Here is a 22,547-nt window from a genome sequence, read left to right on the forward strand (position 1 = left end):
GGGGTCTGGTGCCGTGGATCGCAAGGCGGAGGATTGAGCCACTGCGGAGCATTGGTGATTGACGACAACGCGGCGAGGCGCGGTGCCAGGGCACGCGAGCCCAGCAAGATCCGTAAGAGACGGACTGACGGGCACAGGCCCCGCACGCCTCCTTCTCCCCGCCCCCCGCTTCCGGGATCCTGCTGTCCCATGACGGGACCCCACACCCCCAGCCGCAGACACCCCACCCGCCGGCCGCTGCTCATCGGGCTGACCGGAATCCTCGCGACCACCCTGACCGCCACCCTCCTCTGGAGCGCGCCCGCCGGAGCCGGGCCCTCCGACACCGGGCTCAAGAAGGCCGTCGACACGCTCCTCGCCGACACCCGGATGGACGGCGGGGCGGCGAGCGTCGTCATCGCCGACGCGGACACCGGCGAACGGCTCTACCAGCACGCGGGGACCGACCGGCTGACCCCCGCCTCCAACACCAAGCTCGTCACCTCAGCCGCCGCGATGGCGCTCCTCGGCCCCGGCTACCGGTTCACCACCGATGTGCTCTCCCCCGGCACCCGGGACGGCGCCACCCTCCGCGGGGATCTCTATCTGCGCGGCACCGGCGACCCCACCACTCTCGCCGCCGACTACGACCGGCTCGCGGCCGGGGTCGCCGCCGCCGGGATCAAGAAGGTGACCGGGCGGCTGATCGCCGACGACACCCGGTTCGACACCCAGCGCCTGGGCCGCTCCTGGGCCGCCGACGACCAGTCGTCGTACTACTCCGCGCAGATCTCCCCGCTCACCGTCGCCCCCGACACCGACTACGATTCCGGGACCGTGATCGTGGAGGTGGTTCCCGGGGCGAGGGCGGGCGACCGGCCGAAGGTGACGGTGACGCCGAAGACCGCCTACGTACGCCTGGACATCACCGGCCGGACCGTGGCGGCCGGGCAGGGCGACACCCTCGGCGTCGAGCGGCGGCACGGCACCAACACCATCGCCGTCAGCGGGAACATCCCGCTCGGCGGGAGCGCGACCAAGGAGTGGGTGACCGTCTGGGAGCCGACCGGCTACGCCGCGGCCGTCTTCTCCGACGCGCTCGTCCGGCACGGGGTCACCGTCGCCGGGAAGACCCGGCTCGGCACCGCCACCCCGGCCGGGGCGAGGAAACTGGCCGGGCACAGCTCCATGCCGCTGCGGGAGCTGATGCTCCCCTTCATGAAGCTGTCGAACAACATGCACGCGGAGGCGCTGACCAAGACCATCGGGCACGAGGAGTCGGGCCGGGGCACCTGGAGCGCGGGGCTCGCCGCCATCGACGGCTTTCTGCGCGGGCAGGGGGTCGCCACCAGCACCCTGCGCCAGGCGGACGGCTCCGGGCTCTCCCGGATGAACCTCTTCCCCGCCGAGCAGTTCACCCGGCTGCTGCTGTCCGTCCGGGACGCGTCCTGGTACGCCGACTGGTACGCCTCCCTCCCGGTCGCCTGCGCCGCCGACCGGCCCACCGGCGGCACCCTGCGCACCCGGATGTGCAACACCCCGGCCGCCCTCAACGCCCGCGCCAAGACCGGCTCCCTGACGGGGGCCTCGGCGCTCTCCGGATATGTCACCGACGCGGGCGGACGGGAGCTGGCGTACAGCATCGTCCTCAATCAGTACCTCGCCTCCTCGGTGAAGAGCATCGAGGACGCGATCGTGGTGACCCTCGCCCGCTCGGACACCGCCGCGGGCACCATCGCGGCCGTCGCCCCCGCGGCGGCGGCCGAGCGCGGCGCCGGGACCTCCACCGGGATCGAGTGCTCCTGGCGGAAACCGGCCTTCTGCTGATTCGTCCGCCGGCCCGGACCGTATCCGGTACGGTCCGGGCCATGACCGACAGCGCCAACTCCCCGCACCCCGTGGGCGACATCGAGCTCGCCGACGCCATCGAGGCCGTACGCGACCAGCTCATCGAGGCGGCGGGCCGCGCCACCGGCCGGCCCGTCCTCTTCGAAGTGGGCGACATCGAGATGGAGTTCACGGTGGAGCTGCGCCGGGAGACCAGTGGCGGGGCGAAGTTCAAGGCATGGGTGCTGGAGGGCGGCGCGGACCACACCCGGGCCGCCGGGCGCACCCACCGGGTCGCCTTCACCCTCTCCCCCCGGAACGCCCTGACCGGCGATCCCCTGCTGGTGGGCAACCCGGATCAGGGCGACACCGGCGACTTCGGGAGCTTCGAGGGCTTCGGTGACGGCGACGGCAGCGGCCGGCCGCTGCCGTGAGCACCGGCCGGCACGCGCTCGCCCCGGCCTGCGCGGTGGTGACCGGCGGGGACGGCCGGCAGGGCAGCGGTGTCCTGGTCGACCCCACCGCCCTGCTCACCTGCGCGCATGTGGTCGGCGGCGATGACACGGCCCGGGTCGCCTTCCCCGGCGGCACCGAGCGGCTCGACTGGCCGGTGCTCTGGTCCGACGCCCGGCTCGATGTGGCCCTGCTCCAGGCGCCGCCGCGGAGCGGATCGGCGCTCCCCGCCCATATGACCCGGCTGGACGGAGCGGTCCGGCTGGGCATGGTCTCCACCGAGCACCCGGTCGCGGACTGTCTGATCCTGGGCTTCCCCCGGATCCAGCGGTACGACGGCAACCGGCTCGACCTCGACCAGTACACCGGCACCGTACTGCCGCTGGCGGGCCTGGTCCGCCGGACCATGGTCCTCGAATTCGACCGGCCGCCCGCCGCCGAGCGCACCGACGGCACCTCGCCGCTCGCCGGTCTCTCCGGGGCGCCGGTCTTCGCGGGCGGCACCCTGATCGGCATCGTCAGATCCGTACCGCGCGGACGCGATCACCGCCGGGTCGAGTGCGCGCCCCTCAGCGAGGTGCTGGGCCGCGCCCGCTTCCGTACCGCCTTCCACCAGGCGACGCTCCTCTCCGGGCCGCTGCCCCGGCTGGAGCGGATCACCCATCCCCGCCCGGACGACTCCCGGTACGAGGAGGAGTACGCCGACGCCCTCGGCGCCGCTCACCGCAAGACACGCATCTTCGGGCTCGACGATCTCGCGCACGCCGAGGCGGAGTGGGATCTGGACACGGCCTATCTGAGCCTGGCGGCCGAGCCCAAGGACGGACCGGCCCCCGCCGGCGGCCCCGCGCCCGAGCCGGGCGCCGACACCGTGCCGCAGCGGGTGGAGACCCTGCTCGCCTCCCGGCGGCGGGTGCTGCTGCGCGGCGCCGCGGGGGCGGGCAAGACCACCCTGCTGTCCTGGCTGGCCGCCCATGCCTCCGCCGGCACCCTCGACTCACGGCTCGGGGTGCTCAACGGGAAGGTGCCGTTCGTCGTCCCGCTGCGGACCCTGCGCGCCCGGGCGGGCGGAGCGGAGAGCTCGGCGGCACTCCACTCCGCCCCGCCGCCGATCCGCTTCCCGGCACCCGACGAGCTCTCCGGTGTCTCCGCGCTCCAGGTCGGCGCGGCACCCGGCGGCTGGGCGAGCCGGGTGCTGACCGACGGCCGCGCGCTGCTGCTGGTCGACGGCCTGGACGAGATCCCCGAGGCCGACCGGGAGGACGCCCACGGCTGGCTGGCCCAATTACTGCGGCGGTTCCCCGGGACCCGGTGTGTGGTGACGGTGCGCCCGCTCGCGGTCGCACCGGACTGGCTGCGGTCGGAGGGGTTCGAGGAGCTGTCCCTGCTGCGCATGGACGGGGAGGACATCGCGGCCTTCACCGCGGCCTGGCACGACGCGGCCCGGCTGGAGGACCGGGACCACCGGACCCTGGACGAGCTGGAGCGGAATCTCACCGGGGAGTTCGCCCGCACTCCGGCCCTGCGGAGCCTCGCCGGCACCCCGCTGCTCTGCGCGGTCATCTGCGCCCTGCACCGGAAGAACGCCGGGCTGCTGCCGAAGACCCGCTGGGAGCTCTACCGCTCGGCGCTGAACATGCTCCTCGGACAGCGCGATCAGCGCCGGAGGGCCAGTGCGCCGGAGGGCATCCGGCTGGACGCCGGGGAGCAGGAGGAGCTGCTCCAGCGGATCGCGGCCTGGCTGGTGCGGAACGGTCTGGCCGAGTTCGGGCGGCAGGACGCCCTGAGGAGGATCGAGGACGCCCTGGCGGGCATGCCCCGGGTACGGGAGCAGGGCTCGGCCGACCGGGTGCTGACCCATCTCCTCAACCGCAGCGGGCTGCTCCAGGAGCGGTCGGAGGGGGTCTATCAATTCGCCCACCGCACCTTCCAGGACTTCCTCGCGGCCAAGGAGTTCATCGACGGGGGCGGCGTCCGCGAGCTGGTCAGGAACGCCGCCGAGCCCCAGTGGCAGGACGTGGTGCAGCTGGCGGCCGGCCACTGCACCCGGCGTGATCTCCCGGAGCTGGTGACCGGACTGCTGGAGGCCGGGGGCCGGGCGAAGCCGGAGCGCGGCGCGGGCCGGTCCGGACTCCTCGTCCTGGCCGCCCTCTGCGCCCAGCACGGAGTCTGGCTGGACAGCGACGTGCACGACAGGGTCCGGCGGGCGGTGCGCGGTCTGCTGCCGCCGGGCACCCTGCCGGAGATGGAGGCTCTGGTGCCGCTCGGCTCGGCGGTGGTGGAGCTGCTGCCGGAAGCCGGAACACTGACGGAGCGGCAGCGTGTGAACACCATCGAACTGGTCAGCAGACTCGGCGGGCCGAAAGCGGTCTCCTACATCGGCCGGCTCGCCCGGAGCCGGGCGATCGACAGCAGCCTGCGCCATGCGCTGAGCCGGGACTGGCACCGTTTTCCGGCCGAGGCCTACGCCACGGAGGTGCTCGCCCATCTGGACCTGGGCCTCACGGCACTGACCGTCGTGAACCCGGAGCGGGCAGCCCTGCTGCCCCGGCTGCCCCACGCGCGCCATCTCCACTTCGCCACCGACCTCGGTGCCGGGGAGCTGGCAGCCGCCCTCGCCAAGGGGCGCTGCGAGACGGTCGAGCTGCACGACAACCGTCTGCTCACCGATCTCACCGGCCTCCGGCCCTGCGGGGAGCGGCTGCGCGCACTCACGATCTCCGGCTGTCCACGGCTGGAGAGCTATACGGGCATCACCGAGCTCACGGCGCTGGAGAGGCTCTCGCTCTCCGCGACGCCGGCCCGCCCGGCGGATCTGGAACTGATCGCGTCACGATTCCGGCTGCGCACCCTCGCCATCGACGGCCCCTGGCCGCGAGAGCCACTGGACCTGACCCCGTTCCACTCCGTCCCGGGCCTGCGCATCAGCGTCGAAAAGGTCCCGCCGGACCAGATCATCGGAGCCGGGGAACTGGGCTCCCGGCTCACTCTCCATCCCTGAGCCCCGGGACCGGGCCCGGAAGGGAGCCCTTCCCGGCCCGCCGCCCCCGGAAGGGAGCCGCTCCGGTCACGGAAAAGGGGGCTGCCCCGGGCCCGCACCTGTCGGTACGGATCCGGGGCAGCCCCCTTCTCGCGTGGTGCCGGAGCACCCTTCCCCGGCGTCAGCCGCCCGGGAAGGGCCTCCGGCGAGGGCTCACGCCCTCTTGGCTCAGGCTTCCTTCGAGAGGTTCGGGCCGCCGCCCGCCGCCTGCTCGATCGGGGGGACGTCCGGCAGTGCGGACTTCTCCTCGCCGCGGAAGGTGAACTTCTTCGCCTCACCCTCGCCCTCGGTGTCCACGACCACGATGTGACCGGGGCGCAGCTCACCGAAGAGGATCTTCTCGGAGAGGATGTCCTCGATCTCGCGCTGGATCGTCCGGCGCAGCGGCCGGGCGCCCAGCACGGGGTCATAGCCCTTCTTGCCGAGAAGCGACTTGGCCGACGGGCTGAGCTCAAGGCCCATGTCCCGGTCCTTCAGCCGCTCATCCACCTTGTCGACCATCAGGTCGACGATCTGGATGATGTCCTCCTCGGTGAGCTGGTGGAAGACGACCGTGTCGTCGACACGGTTGAGGAACTCGGGCCGGAAGTGCTGCTTGAGCTCTTCGTTGACCTTTGCCTTCATCCGGTCGTAGCCGGTCTTCACATCGCCCTGGGCCGCGAAGCCGAGATTGAATCCCTTGGAGATGTCCCGGGTCCCGAGGTTGGTCGTCATGATGATGACCGTGTTCTTGAAGTCCACGACCCGGCCCTGAGAGTCGGTCAGGCGACCGTCCTCCAGGATCTGGAGAAGGGAATTGAAGATATCGGGGTGGGCCTTCTCGACCTCGTCGAAGAGGACGACGGAGAACGGCTTCCGGCGCACCTTCTCGGTGAGCTGTCCGCCCTCTTCGTAACCCACGTATCCGGGCGGGGAACCGAAGAGACGGGAAACCGTGTGCTTCTCGCTGAACTCCGACATGTCGAGGGAGATCAGCGCGTCCTCGTCGCCGAAGAGGAATTCGGCGAGCGTCTTGGAGAGCTCGGTCTTACCGACACCGGACGGACCGGCGAAGATGAACGAGCCGCCGGGACGCTTCGGGTCCTTGAGACCCGCACGGGTACGGCGAATGGCCTGCGAGAGCGCCTTGATGGCGTCCTTCTGGCCGATGACGCGCTTGTGGAGCTCGTCCTCCATGCGCAGCAGCCGGGAGGACTCCTCCTCGGTCAGCTTGAAGACGGGAATGCCGGTCGCCGTGGCGAGGACTTCGGCGATCAGATCGCCGTCCACCTCGGCGACGACATCCATGTCGCCGGCCTTCCATTCCTTCTCGCGCTTGGCCTTGGCGGCCAGCAGCTGCTTCTCCTTGTCACGCAGGGAAGCGGCCTTCTCGAAGTCCTGGGAGTCGATCGCCGACTCCTTGTCCCGGCGGACACCCGCGATCTTCTCGTCGAACTCGCGGAGGTCCGGCGGCGCGGTCATCCGGCGGATGCGCATCCGGGATCCGGCCTCGTCGATCAGGTCGATCGCCTTGTCCGGCAGGAAGCGGTCCGAGATGTACCGGTCCGCCAGAGTGGCGGCCTGGACCAGGGCCTCGTCCGTGATGGAGACCCGGTGATGGGCCTCGTACCGGTCGCGCAGACCCTTGAGGATCTCGATGGTGTGCGGGAGCGAGGGCTCCGCGACCTGGATGGGCTGGAAGCGGCGCTCAAGGGCCGCGTCCTTCTCCAGGTACTTGCGGTACTCGTCCAGCGTGGTGGCACCGATGGTCTGGAGCTCACCGCGGGCGAGCATCGGCTTCAGGATGCTGGCCGCGTCGATCGCGCCCTCGGCGGCACCCGCGCCGACGAGCGTGTGCAGCTCGTCGATGAACAGGATGATGTCGCCGCGGGTGCGGATCTCCTTGAGGACCTTCTTCAGCCGCTCCTCGAAGTCACCGCGGTAGCGGGATCCGGCGACCAGGGCGCCCAGGTCCAGGGTGTAGAGGTGCTTGTCCTTGAGGGTCTCGGGCACCTCGCCCTTGACGATGGCCTGCGCCAGGCCCTCGACGACGGCGGTCTTGCCGACGCCGGGCTCGCCGATGAGCACCGGGTTGTTCTTGGTGCGGCGCGAGAGCACCTGCATGACCCGCTCGATCTCCTTCTCGCGCCCGATGACCGGGTCGAGCTTGGATTCACGGGCGGCCTGGGTGAGATTCCGGCCGAACTGGTCCAGGACCAGGGAGGTCGAGGGGGTGCCCTCGGCGGGACCGCCGGCGGTGGCGGCCTCCTTGCTCCCCGAGTACCCGGAGAGCAGCTGGATGACCTGCTGCCGCACCCGGTTCAGGTCGGCGCCCAGCTTCACGAGGACCTGGGCGGCGACGCCCTCGCCCTCGCGGATCAGGCCGAGCAGGATGTGCTCGGTGCCGATGTAGTTGTGGCCCAGCTGAAGGGCCTCGCGGAGCGAGAGCTCCAGGACCTTCTTGGCACGGGGGGTGAAGGGGATGTGCCCGGACGGGGCCTGCTGGCCCTGACCGATGATCTCCTCCACCTGCTGGCGGACCGCCTCGAGCGAAATCCCGAGGCTCTCCAGGGCCTTAGCGGCGACACCCTCACCCTCGTGGATAAGGCCCAGGAGGATGTGCTCGGTGCCGATGTAGTTGTGGTTGAGCATCCGGGCTTCTTCCTGAGCCAGGACGACAACCCGCCGCGCGCGGTCGGTGAACCTCTCGAACATCGTTAATCGCTCCTCAGAGCGGTCAGGCAGTAAGGGGTCGGTCCCCTCCCTGTCCTTCCGCAGCTTAGTCCCGCAAGCGGGGACCGCTCGTTCCAACTGCCGACACCCGTCTGTGGCCTCCTGACCCCTGAACGCCGACAACTGCTCCAACCCGATGGTGCGAGACGATGTTCCCGCAGGCCAGGCAGTTACGCTCCCCATCACTACGCCGATGGCGAACGTGAGACCGCCGAGCAGGCGTGTCGCCCCTCCCCACTAGGGATGTCTTACCCGCAACCACCGACAGTCCATGCGGCGCACACCCACTCCCTCCGCTACGGGCGAACAACATCGCACCCCCGGATGCATCCGGACGCCCCACTTCCGGACACATGGCGCCACCGGACGCCCACTCTTCGTAACCATCGGGCGGGCGGGAGAGTTCCCGGGGCATGGCATCGACCGTCCCGCGCCCGCGCCGCCCCCGTGGATCCGCCCCCCGGACGTCCCCCGGGACGGCCGCGGAGACGTCGGAGCGGGCCCGCTGGTACGAGACCGAGCTCGGCTGGGCGGTGGCGGAGGGGCCGCCCGTGCAGCTGCTCACCGGGGTGCGCTTCGATGTGCTGGAACTGCCCGCCGGGGCCGGAGCCGCCCTGCTGCGGCGGACGCCCCGCACGGGGCCCGTCGCGCTCACGGGGACGCGGATGCGGCTGCTGGTGGCCGCGGGGAGCGCCGAGGAGCTCCCGGAGCTCCTGGAGTGGCTGGAATGGGGCGGGATCGCACTGGATCTGACCGCCATCGGAGCGGGTGGCCGGATGACCGCCCCGCCGCCTCCCGGCCGGGCCGGCTCCCGGGAGGCCGCCGTCTGGCTGCGGCCCCCCGTGCCGGGTCGCGAGGTGGAGCCGTCGCTTCCGGCCGCCGCGCCGTTCGGGCACGGGCCGGAAACGGGCCGGGGCACCTGCCCCGATCTCGTACGGCTCCTGGCCACGGCGGCAACCGAGTGCCACCGGGCCCGTTTGCTGGACATGAATGCGCGCGCGTATGCGTGTACGAACGCGTACGAATACACAGCCTGCGAATACTCGGCCGATTAAGAGTCCGCTGAGTGGGCTGCTCAGCCGTTGGCCTTCTCGTACGCCTCACGGACCGTCGCGGGCACACGACCGCGGTCGTTGACCTCGTAGCCGTTCGCCTTGGCCCATGCGCGGATTTCCGCGGTGTCCTTGTTCCCGCTCGCCGCGGCACGGCCCTTGCCGCGCGCCGAAGCGGCGCGGCCACCGGTGCGCCGGCCACTCTTCGCGTACGGCTCAAGGAGACCGCGAAGCTTGTCCGCATTGGCCGTGGTGAGGTCGATCTCGTAGGTCTTGCCGTCGAGCGCGAACGTCACCGTCTCGTCCGCCTCGCCGCCGTCGAGGTCATCGACAAGAAGGACCTGAACCTTCTGTGCCACCGGATTTCCTTTCATCGAAAATGCAGTACGCGGAAAGGAAACCGCTTTTCCCGGGAAAACACAAACCCTTGGGAGAGGTTCAGAACCCGGAGAACGCGGGAAACGTGCGCGATTCGGACATAGGGATCCGGCTCCGCTTCCCCTGATCTACCCCGCATCTACCGGATCCAGTGGTGATCACAGGTGCAGAAGCATCCGGCTGTTGCCCAAGGTGTTCGGCTTCACGCGTTCGAGCCCGAGGAACTCGGCGACACCCTCGTCATAGGAACGCAGCAGCTCCGCGTAGACATCTGTGTCGACCGGAGTCTCACCGATCTCGACGAAGCCGTGCTTGGCGAAGAAGTCGACTTCGAAGGTGAGGCAGAAAACCCTGCGGGCACCCAGCCATCGCGCTGTCTGCAAGAGCTTGTCCAGGACCTGATGGCCGATGCCGTGTCCCTTGTGGCGCGGATCGACCGCGAGAGTGCGCACTTCCGCGAGGTCTTCCCACATCACATGGAGAGCACCGCAACCGACGACCGTACCGTCTTCGTCCCGTTCGGCGACCCAGAACTCCTGGATGGACTCGTAAAGAGTGACCGTCGCTTTGTCGAGCAGGATGCCTTCCGTCACGTACGGATCGACGAGGTTGCGGACCGAGGGCACATCGCCCGTCCTGGCGCGCCGTACGGTGACGGCATTTGCTGCGGCATAAGGCATGCGGTGACGCTATCGCCCCTCGGATGTCCCGCCACCGGCGGCCCGCTGGGGGCGAACTCCCCGGTCATCTTGTCGTTCCGGGTCGCCTTGCCCTGCCACTTCGGGACCTTCTTCGCGAGTCTCTTCCGGGTCGCCTTCCGGGCCGCCTTCCGGGCCGCCTTCCGAGGTCGGTTCCGGAGCGTCTTCCGCGATGTCTTCAGCGGGCACTTCACCGGCCCGTTCACCCCCGCCGGCCGCTCCGCGCGCGGCACCGTCCTCTTCGGGGGCGCCCTCCGCGGATCCCGGAACAGGTTCTTCCGGAGAAGGGCCTTCTTCCCGGGTCTCTTCCGTACCGGCATCGCCTTCCGGACCGCCTTGTACCGGTTCACCGGGAACGACATCGTCCTGAACGATACGGACGGCGACTTGCAGTGCTTCTCGCTGTTCGGCCGACATCATCCCGAAGAAGGCGACGAGTGCGGCGGCGGGGTTGTCACTCCGGGACCATGCCTCGTTCATCAGTGCGGCGGAGTAAGCGGCACGGGTGGAGACCGCCGTATATCGATAGGCGCGGCCCTCGACTTCCCTGCGGACCCAGCCCTTCTGATGGAGATTGTCCATTACGGTCATGACTGTCGTGTACGCGATGGACCGTTCCTGTTGCAGGTCTTCCAGTACTTCCCGGACGGTGACCGGTCGGTTCCATTGCCACACGCGGGTCATCACCGCGTCTTCGAGCTCTCCCAATTGGCGGGGCACATTGCCACCATAGTCGGAGAATCCGGAATTCTCGGTAATGACGTAACAAAAAGGACGTAAGTGTATCGGGTAAGGCGCTTCGTCCATGGCGCCGGCGCCGGCAATCCGGGCGGGGCGGGCGGAGGCCCGGCAGAGCGGGCGCGGGTCGCGGCCGGGGGTGCGGGCGAGGTGCGGCGGGGCGCGGCCGGGGCACGGAAACGCACCGCCCGTCCGGGGGGCGGGCCCGGCCGGGCGGTGCTCCGAACCCGCGGCGCCCGTGAGCGCGAGTGGCCCGAAAGCGCCGGTCCCGGACCGCGCCCCGGGCGGGGCGGAGGGGCCGGGCCGGCGCCTTCGGGGCAGGCGGGTCAGTTGTCGCGGGAGGTGCCGCGGGCGGCGGCCTCGCGGGCGATCACGGCGTCCGCGATCGCGTCCTCCTTGGCCTTGTTGGGGCCGCCCTGGCTCTTGACGATCGTCACGATCAAGGCGGTGAAGAGCGTGGCCATCACCACGGGAGGCACCAGGGCGGATACGTAGTCCATGGCCCCAGGGTAACTATCCGGCGGCGCGGCTCTCCGGCGGGGGCGCCGGTCTGCGCCGGGGCGGGAAGACCTCGGACGGTTTGGGCACCGGCCGCTCCCCCGGCTCGGCCGGCCGGGGCTCAGGCCCGGACGGGCCCGCGGGCCGGGGCGCCGGTTTCGGCTGCGGCCGGGACTTCTCGCCGGAGTCGTCGGCCGCCCGGCCCCCGGGCAGCGCGAGCAGCCGGGTCCGCGGGGCGGGCGTGGTGGGCGGGGCGGCGGGGGCGGTGGCGGGGGCGGACAGGGAGCCGGCGGAGACCGACCGCAGGGCGAGCCTGGCCCGTACCGACCGTTCGGCCAGAATCCGGCAGCGCTCCAGCAGCGCGGCGCCGACGGGCGTGGCGCGGAGGGTCCGGAGCGCCGCCAGGTCCTCGGGGCGGGGGTCGTACCCCGCGGCGAGAGCGTCCTGGAGGAGCTCCAGATAGCTCGTCGCGGCGCCGGGGAGGGCCGCGCGATACCGCGTGAGGTCGGCGAGGAGAAAGGCCCGCATCCGCCCGGCCTCAAGTGCGGCCTCGTCGACCGAGCCGGCCAGGCGGAGACAGTCCTGGATGTCCTCGTCATGGAGAGGGGTGGGATGGAGGGCGACGGCGAGGGCGCGTCGGAGCACACGCAGCTCGTCTGCGCTGAAGGCCATGCCGCCGCGGGAACCGTATGGCGTGGGCATGGCCCGACGATACGTGCGGGTTGGACAAAATCGACTTATTAAGCAAGTCGGGCGCGGCGTTTGCCCTGCGGGGGGCGGGGGTGGGGGGCCCGGGGGCCGGGGCGGGCCGTCCTCAATCGCCGGACGGGCTCGGGTTGCCCGGGGTGTGGGTCTGCCCCGGACGGCGGACGGGCTGGAGGCGGCCGGGCGGCGCGGGTCGCCCGGGGTTCGGGTCCGTCCTCAAACGCCGGACGGGCTGAAGACGACCGGGCCGCGTTACCCCAGGGTGCGGGTCTGCCCCGGACGGCGGACGGACCGGAGGCGGACGGGCGGCGCGGGTCGCCCGGGGTTCGGGTCCGTCCTCAAACGCCGGACAGGCTGAAGATGACCGCGCCGGGTGTGTGGCCGGTGTCGGTTGGAGCACGGCGGTGAGTGGGAGGGGTCGGGGGTGAGGCGGCCCCTCCCTGGTGGTCACATGCGGGCGATGTTGCGTTCGTACACCAGGCGCAGGCCGATCAGTGTCAGCCAGGGCTCGTGCTCGTCGATCTCCGACGACTCGCCCAGCACCATCGGTGCCAGGCCGCCGGTGGCGATCACCGTCACCTCGTCCGGGTCGTCGGCCAGCTCGGCCTTCATGCGGCGGACCACGCCGTCCACCTGGCCGGCGAAGCCGTAGAGGATGCCCGACTGCATCGCCTCGACCGTGTTCTTCCCGATCACGCTCCGCGGGCGGGCCAGCTCGATCTTCCGGAGCTGGGCGCCCTTCACCCCGAGCGCCTCCACCGAGATCTCGATGCCCGGGGCGATCACTCCGCCGGTGTACGCGCCCGCCGTGCTCACCGCGTCGAAGGTCGTCGCGGTGCCGAAGTCGACGACGATCGCGGGGCCGCCGTAGAGCTCGACCGCCGCCACCGCGTTGATGATGCGGTCCGCGCCGACTTCCTTTGGATTGTCCATCAGGATCGGGACGCCGGTCTTGATGCCCGGCTCGACCAGGACCGCCGGGACGTCGCCGTAGTAGCGGCGGGTGACCTCGCGCAGCTCGTGCAGGACCGAGGGGACGGTCGAGCAGATCGCGATGCCCTCGATGCCGTCGCCGAGCTCCACGCCCAGCAGTGGATGCATTCCCATCAGGCCCTGGAGGAGCACGGCCAGCTCATCGGCGGTGCGGCGGGCGTCGGTCGAGATGCGCCAGTGTTCGACGATCTCGTCCCCGTCGAAGAGCCCCAGCACCGTGTGGGTGTTGCCGACGTCGATGGTGAGCAGCATCAGACGTCCGCCTCACGCAGATCGAGCCCGATGTCCAGGATCGGCGAGGAGTGGGTGAGCGCCCCGACCGCGAGATAGTCGACACCGGTCTCGGCGTACGCGCGGGCGTTGGCGAGGGTGAGCCGCCCGGAGGATTCCAGTGTCGCCCGGCCCCCGGCCAGGGTCACCGCCTCCGCCGTCTCCGCGGGGGTGAAATTGTCCAGCAGGATCAGATCCGCGCCGGCGTCGAGCACCTCGCGCACCTGGTGGAGGGTGTCCACCTCCACCTCGACGGGGAGGCCCGGGTACATGTCCCGCACGGCCTTGAAGGCCGCCGCGACACCGCCCGCGGCGATCACGTGATTGTCCTTCACCAGGGCCGCGTCCGACAGGGACATCCGGTGGTTTGCCCCGCCGCCGCAGCGCACCGCGTACTTCTCCAGGGCGCGGAAGCCGGGGGTGGTCTTACGGGTGTCGCGGACCTGCGCGCCGGTGCCCTCCAGGGCGTCCGCCCAGGCACGGGTGGCGGTGGCGACTCCGGAGAGACGGCAGAGGATGTTCAGCGCGCTGCGCTCACCGGTCAGCAGATCGCGGGTCCCGGCGGTGACGGTGAGCAGCTTCTGGCCGGCCTCGACCCGGTCGCCGTCGGCGACATGGCGTTCGACCGTGAACTCGCGGGTGGCGACGACGGAGAGCACCGCCTCGGCGACCTGGAGGCCGGCCACCACCCCGGCCTCGCGGGCGGTGAAGTCGCCGGTGGCGACCGCGTCCTCGGGGACGGTCGCGGTGCTGGTCACATCGACACCGCCGTCGAGATCCTCGCCGATCGCGAGATGCGCGATGTCCTCGATGAGCACGGGATCGAGCCCCGCCTCGGAGAGCAGTACGGCGAGCGCGGGATCGAGCCCGCACTCGTACTCCCCCTCCCCCTCCTCGACTCCGCCGTGGCCGCAGCCGCAGGAGTCCCCGCAGCCATTCTGGATCAGGGGGACGTCCACGGGCAGTGGACGGTCTTCGGGCGTGCTCACAACTACTGCTCCCTCAAGGCTGTCGGCGGGAAAGCGGTGCTCTCGGTGCGGGTGACGAGAAGCGAACGGTCGGGGGCGATACGGACCACCAGATGGTGGTGGAACGCGGCGTCGTCGCGGTCGGGGTGGTCCTCGCGCCAGTGGCAGCCGCGGGTCTCCTCGCGGGCCAGCGCGGCGGCGGTCAGGACACGGGCGACACAGAGGAGATTGGAGGTCTCCCACGACTCGACCCCGGGTTCGGCGGGTTTGGTACGGCCGCCGTCGGGGCCGCCGTCGGCCGCCTTGCGGTGGACGGCCTCCAGCGCGGCGGCGGCCTCCGTCAGGCTGGCGGCGGACCGCAGGACTCCGGCGCCGTGGGACATGATCCGCTGGATGTCCGCGCGGACGGCGGGGTCGATCAGCGGCAGCAGTGTGCCCGCGGTGTCCGCGGGCGGCACGGCGGATCCCGGGGCCGCGGCCGATCCCGGGCGTACGGCCGAGGTGATGTCGGCCGCGATGCGCTCGGCGAAGACCAGCCCCTCCAGCAGGGAATTCGACGCCAGCCGGTTCGCACCGTGCACCCCGGTGCAGGCGACCTCGCCGCAGGCCCACAGCCCCGGCACCGTGGTCCGCCCGCGCAGATCGGTGCGTACGCCGCCGGAGGCGTAGTGCGCGGCCGGGGCGACCGGCACCGGCTCGGTGACCGGGTCCATGCCGTGTGCCCGGCAGGCCGCCAGAATGGTGGGGAAGCGCTGCTCCCACATCCGCGCCCCGAAGTGGCGGGCGTCCAGATACATGTGGTCGGCGCCCTGCTCCCGCATCCGGCGCATGATCGCCTTCGCCACGATGTCGCGCGGCGCGAGCTCGGCCAGTTCGTGCTGCCCGAGCATGAAACGGGTGCCGGAGGCGTCCACCAGATGCGCGCCCTCACCCCGTACCGCCTCCGAGACCAGCGGCTGCTGGCCCTCCGAGTCGGTACCGAGGAAGAGCACCGTCGGGTGGAACTGGACGAATTCGAGGTCCGACACCTCCGCCCCGGCGCGCAGTGCCAGCGCGACTCCGTCCCCGGTGGAGACGGCGGGGTTGGTGGTGGCGGAGAAGACCTGTCCCATGCCGCCGGTGGCGAGGACGACGGCCGGGGCGTGCACGGCCCCCACGCCGTCGTGCTGGCCCTCGCCCATGACATGCAGGGTGACACCCGCCGTGCGGCCGTCGGCGTCGGTGAGGAGGTCCAGGACCAGGGCGTTCTCGATGGTGCGCAGACCCGCGTCGCGGGCCGCTTCGACCAGGGCCCGGGAGATCTCGACGCCGGTCGCGTCGCCCCCGGCGTGCGCTATCCGGCGCCGGTGGTGACCGCCCTCGCGGGTCAGGGCTATGTCCCCGCTCTCCGATGTGTCGAAGCGGGCGCCGGTGTCGATCAGCCGGCGCACCGCCCCCGGACCCTCGGTGACCAGAGCCCGTACGGCCTCCTCGTCGCACAGGCCCGCGCCCGCGACCAGGGTGTCGTCCAGATGCTGCTCGGGGGTGTCGCCGTCGCCGAGCGCGGCGGCGATGCCGCCCTGGGCCCAGCGGGTGGAGCCGTCGTCCAGCCGCGCCTTGGTGACGACCACGGTGGCCAGACCGGCGGCGGCGCAGCGCAGCGCGGCGGTCAGCCCGGCGACGCCGGAGCCGACCACCACGACATCGGCGGTGATGGCCCAGCCCGGCGCGGGGGCGTTGAGCCGTATACCGGTGCCGGTGTGCGGCCGGGCGGTGCTCACGAGGTGGCTCCGAACGAGAGGGGGATGTTGTCGATCAGCCGGGTGGTGCCGACCCTGGCCGCCACCGCCAGGACCGCCTCACCCCGGTGGTCGTCGGCGACCTCGGTGAAGTCCTCCGGGTCGACCAGGGCCAGATAGTCCAGGACCAGGGGCGGCTCGGCGCGGCCCGCCTCCTCCAGCACGGTACGGGCGGCGGCGCGCACCGCGCCGGCCCCGCCGGGACCCGCCTGGGCCACGGCCGCCGCGTCGGCGGCGGCCCGGGCCTCGCCCATCGCGGAGAGCGCGGCGGCGCGGCCGGGGGTGCCGGGGATCGCCTCGGCCCTGGCGTGCAGTGCCTGCTGGGCCGCGAGCCGGTCGCGGGCCGCGTACAGCGCCCGGGAGAGGGCGAGCGCGGTCTCCCGGCCGGCGGCGGAGAGATAGCGGTTGCGGCTGGAGAGGGCCAGACCGCTCTCCTCGCGGACGGTCGGCACGCCGGTGATCTCCACCGGGAAGTTCAGATCGCGGACCATCCGGCGGATCAGCGCCAGCTGCTGCGCGTCCTTCTGCCCGAAGAACGCCACATCGGGCCGGGTGAGGTGGAGCAGCTTGGCCACGACGGTGAGCATGCCGTCGAAGTGGCCCGGCCTGCTGGCCCCCTCTAGGAGCTCCCCCATCGGCCCGGCGCTGATCCGGACCAGCGGCTCCCCGCCGGGGTAGATCTCCGCGGCCGGGGGCGCGAAGACGACATCGGCACCGGCGGCCTCGGCGGTGGCGAGATCGGCGTCGAGGGTACGGGGGTAGCGGTCCAGATCCTCGCCCGCGCCGAACTGGAGCGGATTGACGAAGACGGTGACGGTGACGAATCCGGCGGGGCCGACCCGCTCACGGGCGGCCCGGATCAGGGCGGCGTGGCCGGAGTGGAGGGCTCCCATGGTCATGACCACGGCGGTGGGGGTGCCGGCCCCGGCGGCGGCCAGCTCACGGGCGGTCCGCACCAGGGCGAACGACGGGGTGCGGGTGGTCGTCATCGGTCCCCCTCCGGGCCCTTCTCGCCGTCGCCCGTGTCGTCGAGGGGCTCCGCGCCGGGGTCCCGCGGCTCCTCCGGGGACCGCTGGTCACCGTCGGAATGCCGGCGTCCGCCACGGCAGCCGTCGTCCTCGGCATGCTGCGGCGGCCGGGGGCCCGCACGGCGCGGATCGTCCTCCGGGTGGCGCCGGCCCGCGGTGCGGCGGGGGTCGCCGTGCGGGCGCGGGCGGTCCCCGTGGGCGCGGTGCCGGCCGTCGCCGTCCGGGTGCTGACGGTCCTCCGCGAGGACCCCGAGCAGCGCCTCGGCCAGCTCGGGCTTGAGCAGTCCATGGGCGAGGGCCCGGTCGGCGGTGGTCCGGGCCATCGCCAGATATCCGGCGACGGCGGCCGGGGCGTGCCTGCGCAGCTCGGCGACATGCGCGGCGACGGTGCCCGCGTCACCGCGCGCGACGGGGCCGGTCAGGGCCGCGTCGCCGGAGCGCAGGGCATTGTCCAGGGCGGCGCCGAGAAGGGGGCCGAGCATCCGCGCGGGGGCGGCGACCCCCGCCGTGCGCAGCAGCTCCATCGACTGGGCCACCAGGGTGACCAGGTGATTCGCACCGAGCGCGAGCGCCGCGTGGTAGAGCGGACGGGCCTCTTCCGCGATCCACTCCGGCTCGCCGCCCATCTCGATGACCAGTGCCTCGGCCGCGAGCCGCAGCTCATCGGGGGCGGTCACCCCGAAGGAGCAGCCGGCGAGCCGCTGCACATCCACACTCGTACCGGTGAAGGTCATCGCGGGATGCAGCGCGAGCGGCAGCGCGCCGGCCCGGGTGGCCGGGGCCAGCACCTGGGCGCCGTACCGGCCGGAGGTGTGCGCCAGCAGCTGTCCGGGGCGTACGGCGCCGGTCTCGGCCAGCCCCTCGACCAGGCCGGGCAGCGCGTCGTCGGGAACGGTCAGCAGCACCAGCTCGGCGCGGGCCAGCACCTCGGCGGGCGTGACCAGCGGAACACCGGGAAGCAGCTCGGCGGCTCTGCGCCGGGACGCGTCGGAGACACCGGACGCGGCGACCGGCCGGTGTCCGGCGAGGCGCAGCGCGGCGGCGAGGGCGGGCCCTACCCGCCCCGTGCCGACGACCCCGACGGTGAGCCGGGCGGGGCGGTCGCGTGCGTCGGGCGATTCATGTGGTGCGGTGGGATTCACTTGGTGCAGACCTTCCGTTCCAGTCCGCGGTGGGTACCGGACGATGTGCCGTCATGCTACGCCAGCGCCACAGTCGCCCCCGTAGTTGTCCACACCCTGTGGACGAGGCGTGCGGGATGATCGGGGGATGACGGAAACTGCTCCCGAGACAAGCGGCGGAACACCCGGCGAGACCGGTCCGGGCGACACCGAGGCGGCGCTGCGGCGGCGCAGACTCGCCGCCTGGCGGGCCTCGGACCGGCTGCTGTGGCGAGGCGGGGCCGACCGCGTCATAGCCGACCAGCTGACCGCGCTGGCGGCGGACGCGGCCCTGGTCTGCGACCCGGACGAAGCAGCCGACTTCTACGGCGACGGCATCGTCGCCGGCCTGGAACGGCGGGTCGCGTCCCTGCTCGGCTTCCCCGAAGCCGTCTTCTTCCCCACCGGCACCATGGCCCAGCAGGTGGCCCTGCGCTGCTGGGCCGGCCGGACCGGGAACCCGGTGGTCGCCCTGCACCCCCTGGCCCACCCCGAACGCCATGAGCGGGGCGCCTTCAGCGCGGTCAGCGGACTCCGCACCGTCCACCCCACCCGGGAGCCCCGGCTGCCCACGGCGGACGAGGTCAGCGGCTTCGAGGAGCCCTTCGGCGCGCTGATGCTGGAGCTGCCGCTGCGCGACGCCGGCTTCTCCCTCCCCACCTGGGACGAGCTGGTGGCCGTCGTCGGCGCGGCGCGCGAACGGGACGCGGTCGTGCACTTCGACGGCGCGCGGCTCTGGGAGTGCCCGCCGCATTTCGGCCACTCGCTCTCCGAGATCGCGTCCCTCGCGGACAGCGTCTACGTCTCCTTCTACAAATCCCTCCGCGGCCTGTCGGGCGCGGCGCTGGCCGGCCCCGCCGACGTCATGTCCGAGGCGCGCGCCTGGCGGCACCGCTACGGCGGGCTGCCGTTCCAGCAGTACCCGGTCGCCGTCTCCGCGCTCCTCGGCCTGGAGCGCGAGCTGCCCCGGCTCCCGTCGTACGTCGCCCACGCGAAGCTCGTCGCGTCGGCGCTCTCCGACGCCCTGCGCGCGGGCGGCGTCCCCTGGTTCCGCCTCCTCCCGGAGGTCCCGCACACCCACCAGTTCCAGCTCTTCCTGCCGTACGCGGCGGACACGCTGAACGAGGCGTCGCTGCGGCAGGCGGAGGAGACGGGGGTGACGCTCTTCCGCTTCTGGTCGGAGGAGACGGGGGTGCCGGGGGTTTCGGCGACGGAGGTGACGGTGGCGGAGGAGGGGGTGTCGTGGGGGGCGGAGGATGTGCGCGCCGCGCTCCACGACTTTCTCGGGCGGGTGGGGTGACGCCTTGCGGGGTGGCTTGTCCGGGGCTCCGCCCTGGGCCCGGCGCCTCAATCGCCGGCGGGGCTTGGGTGTGCGGGTTGCCCGTTTGCTCGGGCGGGGTGCTTGTTGGTGCGGGTTGGGTGCCGCTCCGGTTCGGTACTGGGGCTGCATGATTTACGGCGCATGTACCGCCCTTTTTTTGGTCTTTCTCCTTTGCGCCACAAATCACGCTTGACGCCCCAGTACCGCTCCTGCGCGTCCCCCCTTCCGCGAGTAAGCCCAGTGCGTGATGAACGGTGCTCTGCCCGTCCGCGCGTTCCGAGACGGTTTCACAAGGCGGGGAACCCCGCTCCGGAACGTCACCCGGGGGTGAGTGGGTGAGGGGCGTCAGAGTGGGCGGGTGCCTCTGGGCGGGCGCTCCCGCACCTGCGGAGAGCCCGGGCACGAGGCGCCGCTTATCGGGCGATGCTCGTGGAGGGGGTGTGCAGGGTCGTCCCCGGAAGAGCCGACGGCAATACCCGGGTACGCAAAACAAGGGGGCCGGTTTCCGCCGGCTCTGAGGAGTCGAGCCCGGAGGACCCCCGGGCCGCCATAGGGCAAGGTGTCCCGCCCCGTACCCGCGCCCCGGAGGGGCGCAAACGGAACAAGACCCCGAGGCACCGCAAGGCGCCGAAGGTGCCTGAAGGCCCGCACCCCCGGCAACCCGAACAACACAAGCAACGACGCGACACCGCCCACCCACCAACCCGCACCCGCGAACAACAGCAAGCAAATTCAGCCCCGCCGGCGATTGAGGCGCCGGGCCCGGGGCGGAGCCCCGGAAAGACACCCGCACCCCGGGCGAGGGCGCACCACACCCCGCCCCGCCGGAGGCAGCCGCGCCGGGTCCGGGGCGGAGCCCCGGGAAAGGACCCGCACCCCGCGGACACCTGGCGGTGGACGCGGCGCGGAGAAGGGGGTCAGCGGGCGGGGCCGCCGCCCGCGCGGACCAGGCCGGTTTCGTAGGCCAGCACCACGACCTGGACCCGGTCGCGCAGGCCGAGCTTGGTGAGGATCCGGCCGACATGGGTCTTGACGGTGGCCTCGGAGAGCACGAGCCGGCCGGCGATCTCGCCATTCGACAGGCCCTGTGCGACCAGCATCATGACCTCGCGCTCCCGCTCGGTGAGCCGGTCCACCGCGCTGTTCCTGGGCTCGGAGGCGCCGCTGGGCAGCATGGGGGAGAACCGGTCCAGGAGCCGGCGGGTGGTCGACGGCGCCACCACCGCGTCGCCGCTGTGGACGGAGCGGATGGCGGCCAGCAGCTCACCCGGGGGCACGTCCTTGAGCATGAAGCCGCTGGCCCCGGCCTTGAGCCCGGAGAAGGCGTACTCGTCCAGGTCGAAGGTGGTGAGGATGAGGACCTTGGGGGCGTTCGGCTCGGCGCAGATCCGCCGGGTGGCCTCGACACCGTCGAGGCGGGGCATCCGGACATCCATCAGGACGACGTCCACGGTGGTGTGCCGGAGTTTGTCGATGGCCTCCGCACCGTCGCCCGCCTCGGCGACGACCTCCATGTCCGGCTGTGCGGCGAGCACCATCCGGAAGCCGGTGCGCAGCAGCACCTGATCGTCGACGAGCATGATTCTTACGCGATTTGCGGGGCTGCCCGCGGTGGCGTCGGTCATGACGCCAGGGTACGTAGTCCGGCGGGCCCGGCCGCCCCGGCGGTGATCACGACTGCTTCAGCGGCAGCAGCGCGCTGATCCGGAAGCCGCCGCCGGGCCGGGGTCCGGCGTCCAGGGTGCCGCCGACCATGCCGACCCGCTCGCGCATGCCGATCAGGCCGTGGCCCTTGCCGTCGACGCCGCCGTCCTCGTACAGCTCGTGCGCCGAACCGCGCCCGTCGTCCTCGATCAGCAGCCCGAGGCCGTCGTCGAAGTAGATCAGCCGTACGCTCGCGCCGGCCTCGGGGCCGCCGTGCTTGCGGGTGTTGGTGAGGGCCTCCTGGACGATGCGGTAGGCGGTCAGCTCGACCCCGCTCGGCAGCGGCCGGGACGTCCCCTCGATCCGGAAGTCGACGGTGAGACCGGCCGTGCGCACATGCTCGACCAGCTCCTCGATCTGCTGCACATCGGGCTGCGGCACATACTCGCCGCTCTCCTGGTCATCCCCCGTGCGCAGCACCCCCAGCAGCCGCCGCATCTCGGCGAGCGCCTGGCGGCCGGTGGTGGAGATCGTCTCCAGGGCCTGTTTGGCCTGGTCGGGGGCGGCGTCGAGGACATAGGCGGCGCCGTCGGCCTGCACCACCATGACGGAGACATTGTGGGCCACCACATCGTGGAGCTCACGGGCGATACGGGCGCGCTCGGCGGCGACCGCCACCTTGGACTGCGCCTCGCGCTCCTTCTCCAGCTGCGTGGCGCGTTCCTCCAGCTGCTGGAAGTACGCGCGCCGGGTGCGTATCGAGTCACCGAGCACCCAGGCGAGCGCGAACGGCACGATCAGGAAGAAGGTGAAGGCCACCTTCTGGCCCGTCGTGAGCGCGTCGTCGGGCCAGCGCAGCTGAGCCAGCGGGCCCGCGAGCAGTCCGCCGACGAGGGCGAGTCTGCGGGCCCAGCGCGAGGTGTCGTGGCCGGCGACGGTGTAGATGATGATCAGCATCGCGAAGTTGGCGAGGACCACATCGACGTCGAAGACGAGCTGGACGACACCGGTGAAGGCCGCCAGGAGCAGCATCTTCTCCGGCATCCGGCGGCGGAGCGCGACGACGGACGCCATGGCGAGGGTCACCGGCACCGCGATCCAGCCGTTCCCCCCCGTGGAGGGCTGCCCGTCGGCGGTCTCGCCGAGCAGGGAAAGCGCCAGGAGGACGACACCCCAGAAGGTGTCGACGCCCGTGGGGTGTCTGCGGATGAAGTCATAGACGCGCTGCACGTAACCCAGGGTAGGGAAAGGCGACAGGTGTAGGGGTCAACCGCCAGAGCGATCCGGGCGGCGGAGGCGTACTCC

General features: G+C 72.1%; 18 protein-coding genes. 5 read left to right on the top strand and 13 right to left on the bottom strand.

Features of this window, described 5'->3' with window-relative positions; translation table 11 throughout:
- Window positions 1-189 precede the first annotated feature (189 nt).
- Genes dacB through AAFN69_RS00015 form a run of 3 tightly spaced genes read left to right on the top strand, consistent with a single transcriptional unit; the run spans window position 190 to window position 5,260 of the window.
- On the top strand, window positions 190-1,806 hold the full coding sequence (gene dacB, locus AAFN69_RS00005) for a D-alanyl-D-alanine carboxypeptidase/D-alanyl-D-alanine-endopeptidase (protein ID WP_347726105.1): 1,617 nt from the start codon (window positions 190-192) through the stop codon (window positions 1,804-1,806).
- 41 nt (window positions 1,807-1,847) lie between these two features.
- Window positions 1,848-2,240 carry a trypco2 family protein gene (locus AAFN69_RS00010; protein ID WP_347726106.1) on the top strand — a complete coding sequence of 131 codons (393 nt, stop codon included), beginning with the start codon at window positions 1,848-1,850 and terminating at the stop codon, window positions 2,238-2,240.
- Window positions 2,237-5,260 (top strand): NACHT domain-containing protein, encoded by a 3,024-nt coding sequence (locus AAFN69_RS00015; RefSeq protein WP_347726107.1) that lies wholly within the window; start codon window positions 2,237-2,239, stop codon window positions 5,258-5,260. The genes AAFN69_RS00010 and AAFN69_RS00015 overlap by 4 nt, the downstream gene beginning before the upstream one ends.
- 207 nt (window positions 5,261-5,467) lie before the next feature.
- Here AAFN69_RS00015 and AAFN69_RS00020 read toward each other — a convergent pair whose 3' ends face one another.
- Window positions 5,468-7,993, bottom strand: a complete 2,526-nt coding sequence (locus AAFN69_RS00020; RefSeq protein ID WP_347726108.1) for an ATP-dependent Clp protease ATP-binding subunit — start codon at window positions 7,991-7,993, stop codon at window positions 5,468-5,470.
- A 431-nt stretch (window positions 7,994-8,424) separates the two neighbouring features.
- Between AAFN69_RS00020 and AAFN69_RS00025 the strand changes: the two genes are divergently transcribed.
- The gene (locus AAFN69_RS00025; protein ID WP_347726109.1) at window positions 8,425-9,066 is read left to right on the top strand and encodes an SCO3374 family protein; all 642 of its coding nucleotides are present in this window, start codon (window positions 8,425-8,427) and stop codon (window positions 9,064-9,066) included.
- A 20-nt stretch (window positions 9,067-9,086) separates the two neighbouring features.
- Here the strand turns inward: AAFN69_RS00025 and AAFN69_RS00030 are convergent, their stop codons facing one another.
- The 10 genes from AAFN69_RS00030 to AAFN69_RS00075 all read right to left on the bottom strand — a co-directional run bounded on the left by AAFN69_RS00030 (window position 9,087) and on the right by AAFN69_RS00075 (window position 18,259).
- Entirely contained in the window at window positions 9,087-9,422 is a 336-nt protein-coding gene (locus tag AAFN69_RS00030) for an Lsr2 family protein (protein ID WP_347726110.1), read from the bottom strand.
- A gap of 177 nt (window positions 9,423-9,599) precedes the next feature.
- Entirely contained in the window at window positions 9,600-10,121 is a 522-nt protein-coding gene (locus AAFN69_RS00035; protein ID WP_347726111.1) for an amino-acid N-acetyltransferase, read from the bottom strand.
- A 9-nt stretch (window positions 10,122-10,130) separates the two neighbouring features.
- A complete protein-coding gene (locus AAFN69_RS00040) occupies window positions 10,131-10,847 on the bottom strand; it encodes a BlaI/MecI/CopY family transcriptional regulator (protein WP_347726742.1) in 717 nt (238 codons plus the stop codon).
- Window positions 10,848-11,203: 356 nt separating this feature from the next.
- Window positions 11,204-11,377, bottom strand: coding sequence for a hypothetical protein (locus AAFN69_RS00045; protein ID WP_347726112.1), 174 nt, complete (start codon window positions 11,375-11,377; stop codon window positions 11,204-11,206).
- 13 nt (window positions 11,378-11,390) lie between these two features.
- Window positions 11,391-12,047, bottom strand: coding sequence for a hypothetical protein (locus AAFN69_RS00050; protein ID WP_347726743.1), 657 nt, complete (start codon window positions 12,045-12,047; stop codon window positions 11,391-11,393).
- 480 nt (window positions 12,048-12,527) lie between these two features.
- Window positions 12,528-13,325, bottom strand: coding sequence for a type III pantothenate kinase (locus tag AAFN69_RS00055; protein WP_347726113.1), 798 nt, complete (start codon window positions 13,323-13,325; stop codon window positions 12,528-12,530).
- The gene (gene nadC / locus AAFN69_RS00060) at window positions 13,325-14,332 is read right to left on the bottom strand and encodes a carboxylating nicotinate-nucleotide diphosphorylase (RefSeq protein ID WP_347726114.1); all 1,008 of its coding nucleotides are present in this window, start codon (window positions 14,330-14,332) and stop codon (window positions 13,325-13,327) included. Before nadC ends, AAFN69_RS00055 begins: the two co-directional genes overlap by 1 nt.
- 2 nt (window positions 14,333-14,334) lie before the next feature.
- A complete protein-coding gene (locus AAFN69_RS00065; RefSeq protein ID WP_347726115.1) occupies window positions 14,335-16,071 on the bottom strand; it encodes an L-aspartate oxidase in 1,737 nt (578 codons plus the stop codon).
- The gene (gene panC / locus AAFN69_RS00070; protein ID WP_347726116.1) at window positions 16,068-17,078 is read right to left on the bottom strand and encodes a pantoate--beta-alanine ligase; all 1,011 of its coding nucleotides are present in this window, start codon (window positions 17,076-17,078) and stop codon (window positions 16,068-16,070) included. Before panC ends, AAFN69_RS00065 begins: the two co-directional genes overlap by 4 nt.
- On the bottom strand, window positions 17,075-18,259 hold the full coding sequence (locus AAFN69_RS00075; protein WP_347726117.1) for a DUF2520 domain-containing protein: 1,185 nt from the start codon (window positions 18,257-18,259) through the stop codon (window positions 17,075-17,077). The genes panC and AAFN69_RS00075 overlap by 4 nt, the downstream gene beginning before the upstream one ends.
- Before the next feature lie 127 nt (window positions 18,260-18,386).
- On the opposite strand from AAFN69_RS00075, the gene AAFN69_RS00080 reads away from it, so the two are divergent.
- Window positions 18,387-19,577, top strand: coding sequence for a beta-eliminating lyase-related protein (locus tag AAFN69_RS00080; protein ID WP_347726118.1), 1,191 nt, complete (start codon window positions 18,387-18,389; stop codon window positions 19,575-19,577).
- A 938-nt stretch (window positions 19,578-20,515) separates the two neighbouring features.
- On the opposite strand, the gene AAFN69_RS00085 is transcribed toward AAFN69_RS00080, so the two are convergent.
- A complete protein-coding gene (locus AAFN69_RS00085; RefSeq protein WP_347726119.1) occupies window positions 20,516-21,223 on the bottom strand; it encodes a response regulator transcription factor in 708 nt (235 codons plus the stop codon).
- 46 nt (window positions 21,224-21,269) lie between these two features.
- Window positions 21,270-22,472, bottom strand: coding sequence for a sensor histidine kinase (locus AAFN69_RS00090; RefSeq protein WP_347726120.1), 1,203 nt, complete (start codon window positions 22,470-22,472; stop codon window positions 21,270-21,272).
- Window positions 22,473-22,547 lie beyond the last annotated feature (75 nt).

Origin of the sequence: Streptomyces sp. CAU 1734 (genome assembly GCF_039888735.1) — a bacterium.
Lineage (GTDB): Bacteria > Actinomycetota > Actinomycetes > Streptomycetales > Streptomycetaceae > Streptomyces.

What these genes read in the sequence shown, in the direction of transcription:
- dacB (WP_347726105.1), top strand. Translation starts at nt 190, where the DNA reads ATGACGGGACCCCACACCCCCAGCCGCAGACACCCCACCCGCCGGCCG.
- AAFN69_RS00010 (WP_347726106.1), top strand. Translation starts at nt 1,848, where the DNA reads ATGACCGACAGCGCCAACTCCCCGCACCCCGTGGGCGACATCGAGCTC.
- AAFN69_RS00020 (WP_347726108.1), bottom strand. Translation starts at nt 7,993, where the DNA reads ATGTTCGAGAGGTTCACCGACCGCGCGCGGCGGGTTGTCGTCCTGGCT.
- AAFN69_RS00025 (WP_347726109.1), top strand. Translation starts at nt 8,425, where the DNA reads ATGGCATCGACCGTCCCGCGCCCGCGCCGCCCCCGTGGATCCGCCCCC.
- AAFN69_RS00035 (WP_347726111.1), bottom strand. Translation starts at nt 10,121, where the DNA reads ATGCCTTATGCCGCAGCAAATGCCGTCACCGTACGGCGCGCCAGGACG.
- AAFN69_RS00045 (WP_347726112.1), bottom strand. Translation starts at nt 11,377, where the DNA reads ATGGACTACGTATCCGCCCTGGTGCCTCCCGTGGTGATGGCCACGCTC.
- AAFN69_RS00050 (WP_347726743.1), bottom strand. Translation starts at nt 12,047, where the DNA reads ATGGCCTTCAGCGCAGACGAGCTGCGTGTGCTCCGACGCGCCCTCGCC.
- AAFN69_RS00055 (WP_347726113.1), bottom strand. Translation starts at nt 13,325, where the DNA reads ATGCTGCTCACCATCGACGTCGGCAACACCCACACGGTGCTGGGGCTC.
- panC (WP_347726116.1), bottom strand. Translation starts at nt 17,078, where the DNA reads ATGACGACCACCCGCACCCCGTCGTTCGCCCTGGTGCGGACCGCCCGT.
- AAFN69_RS00080 (WP_347726118.1), top strand. Translation starts at nt 18,387, where the DNA reads ATGACGGAAACTGCTCCCGAGACAAGCGGCGGAACACCCGGCGAGACC.
- AAFN69_RS00085 (WP_347726119.1), bottom strand. Translation starts at nt 21,223, where the DNA reads ATGACCGACGCCACCGCGGGCAGCCCCGCAAATCGCGTAAGAATCATG.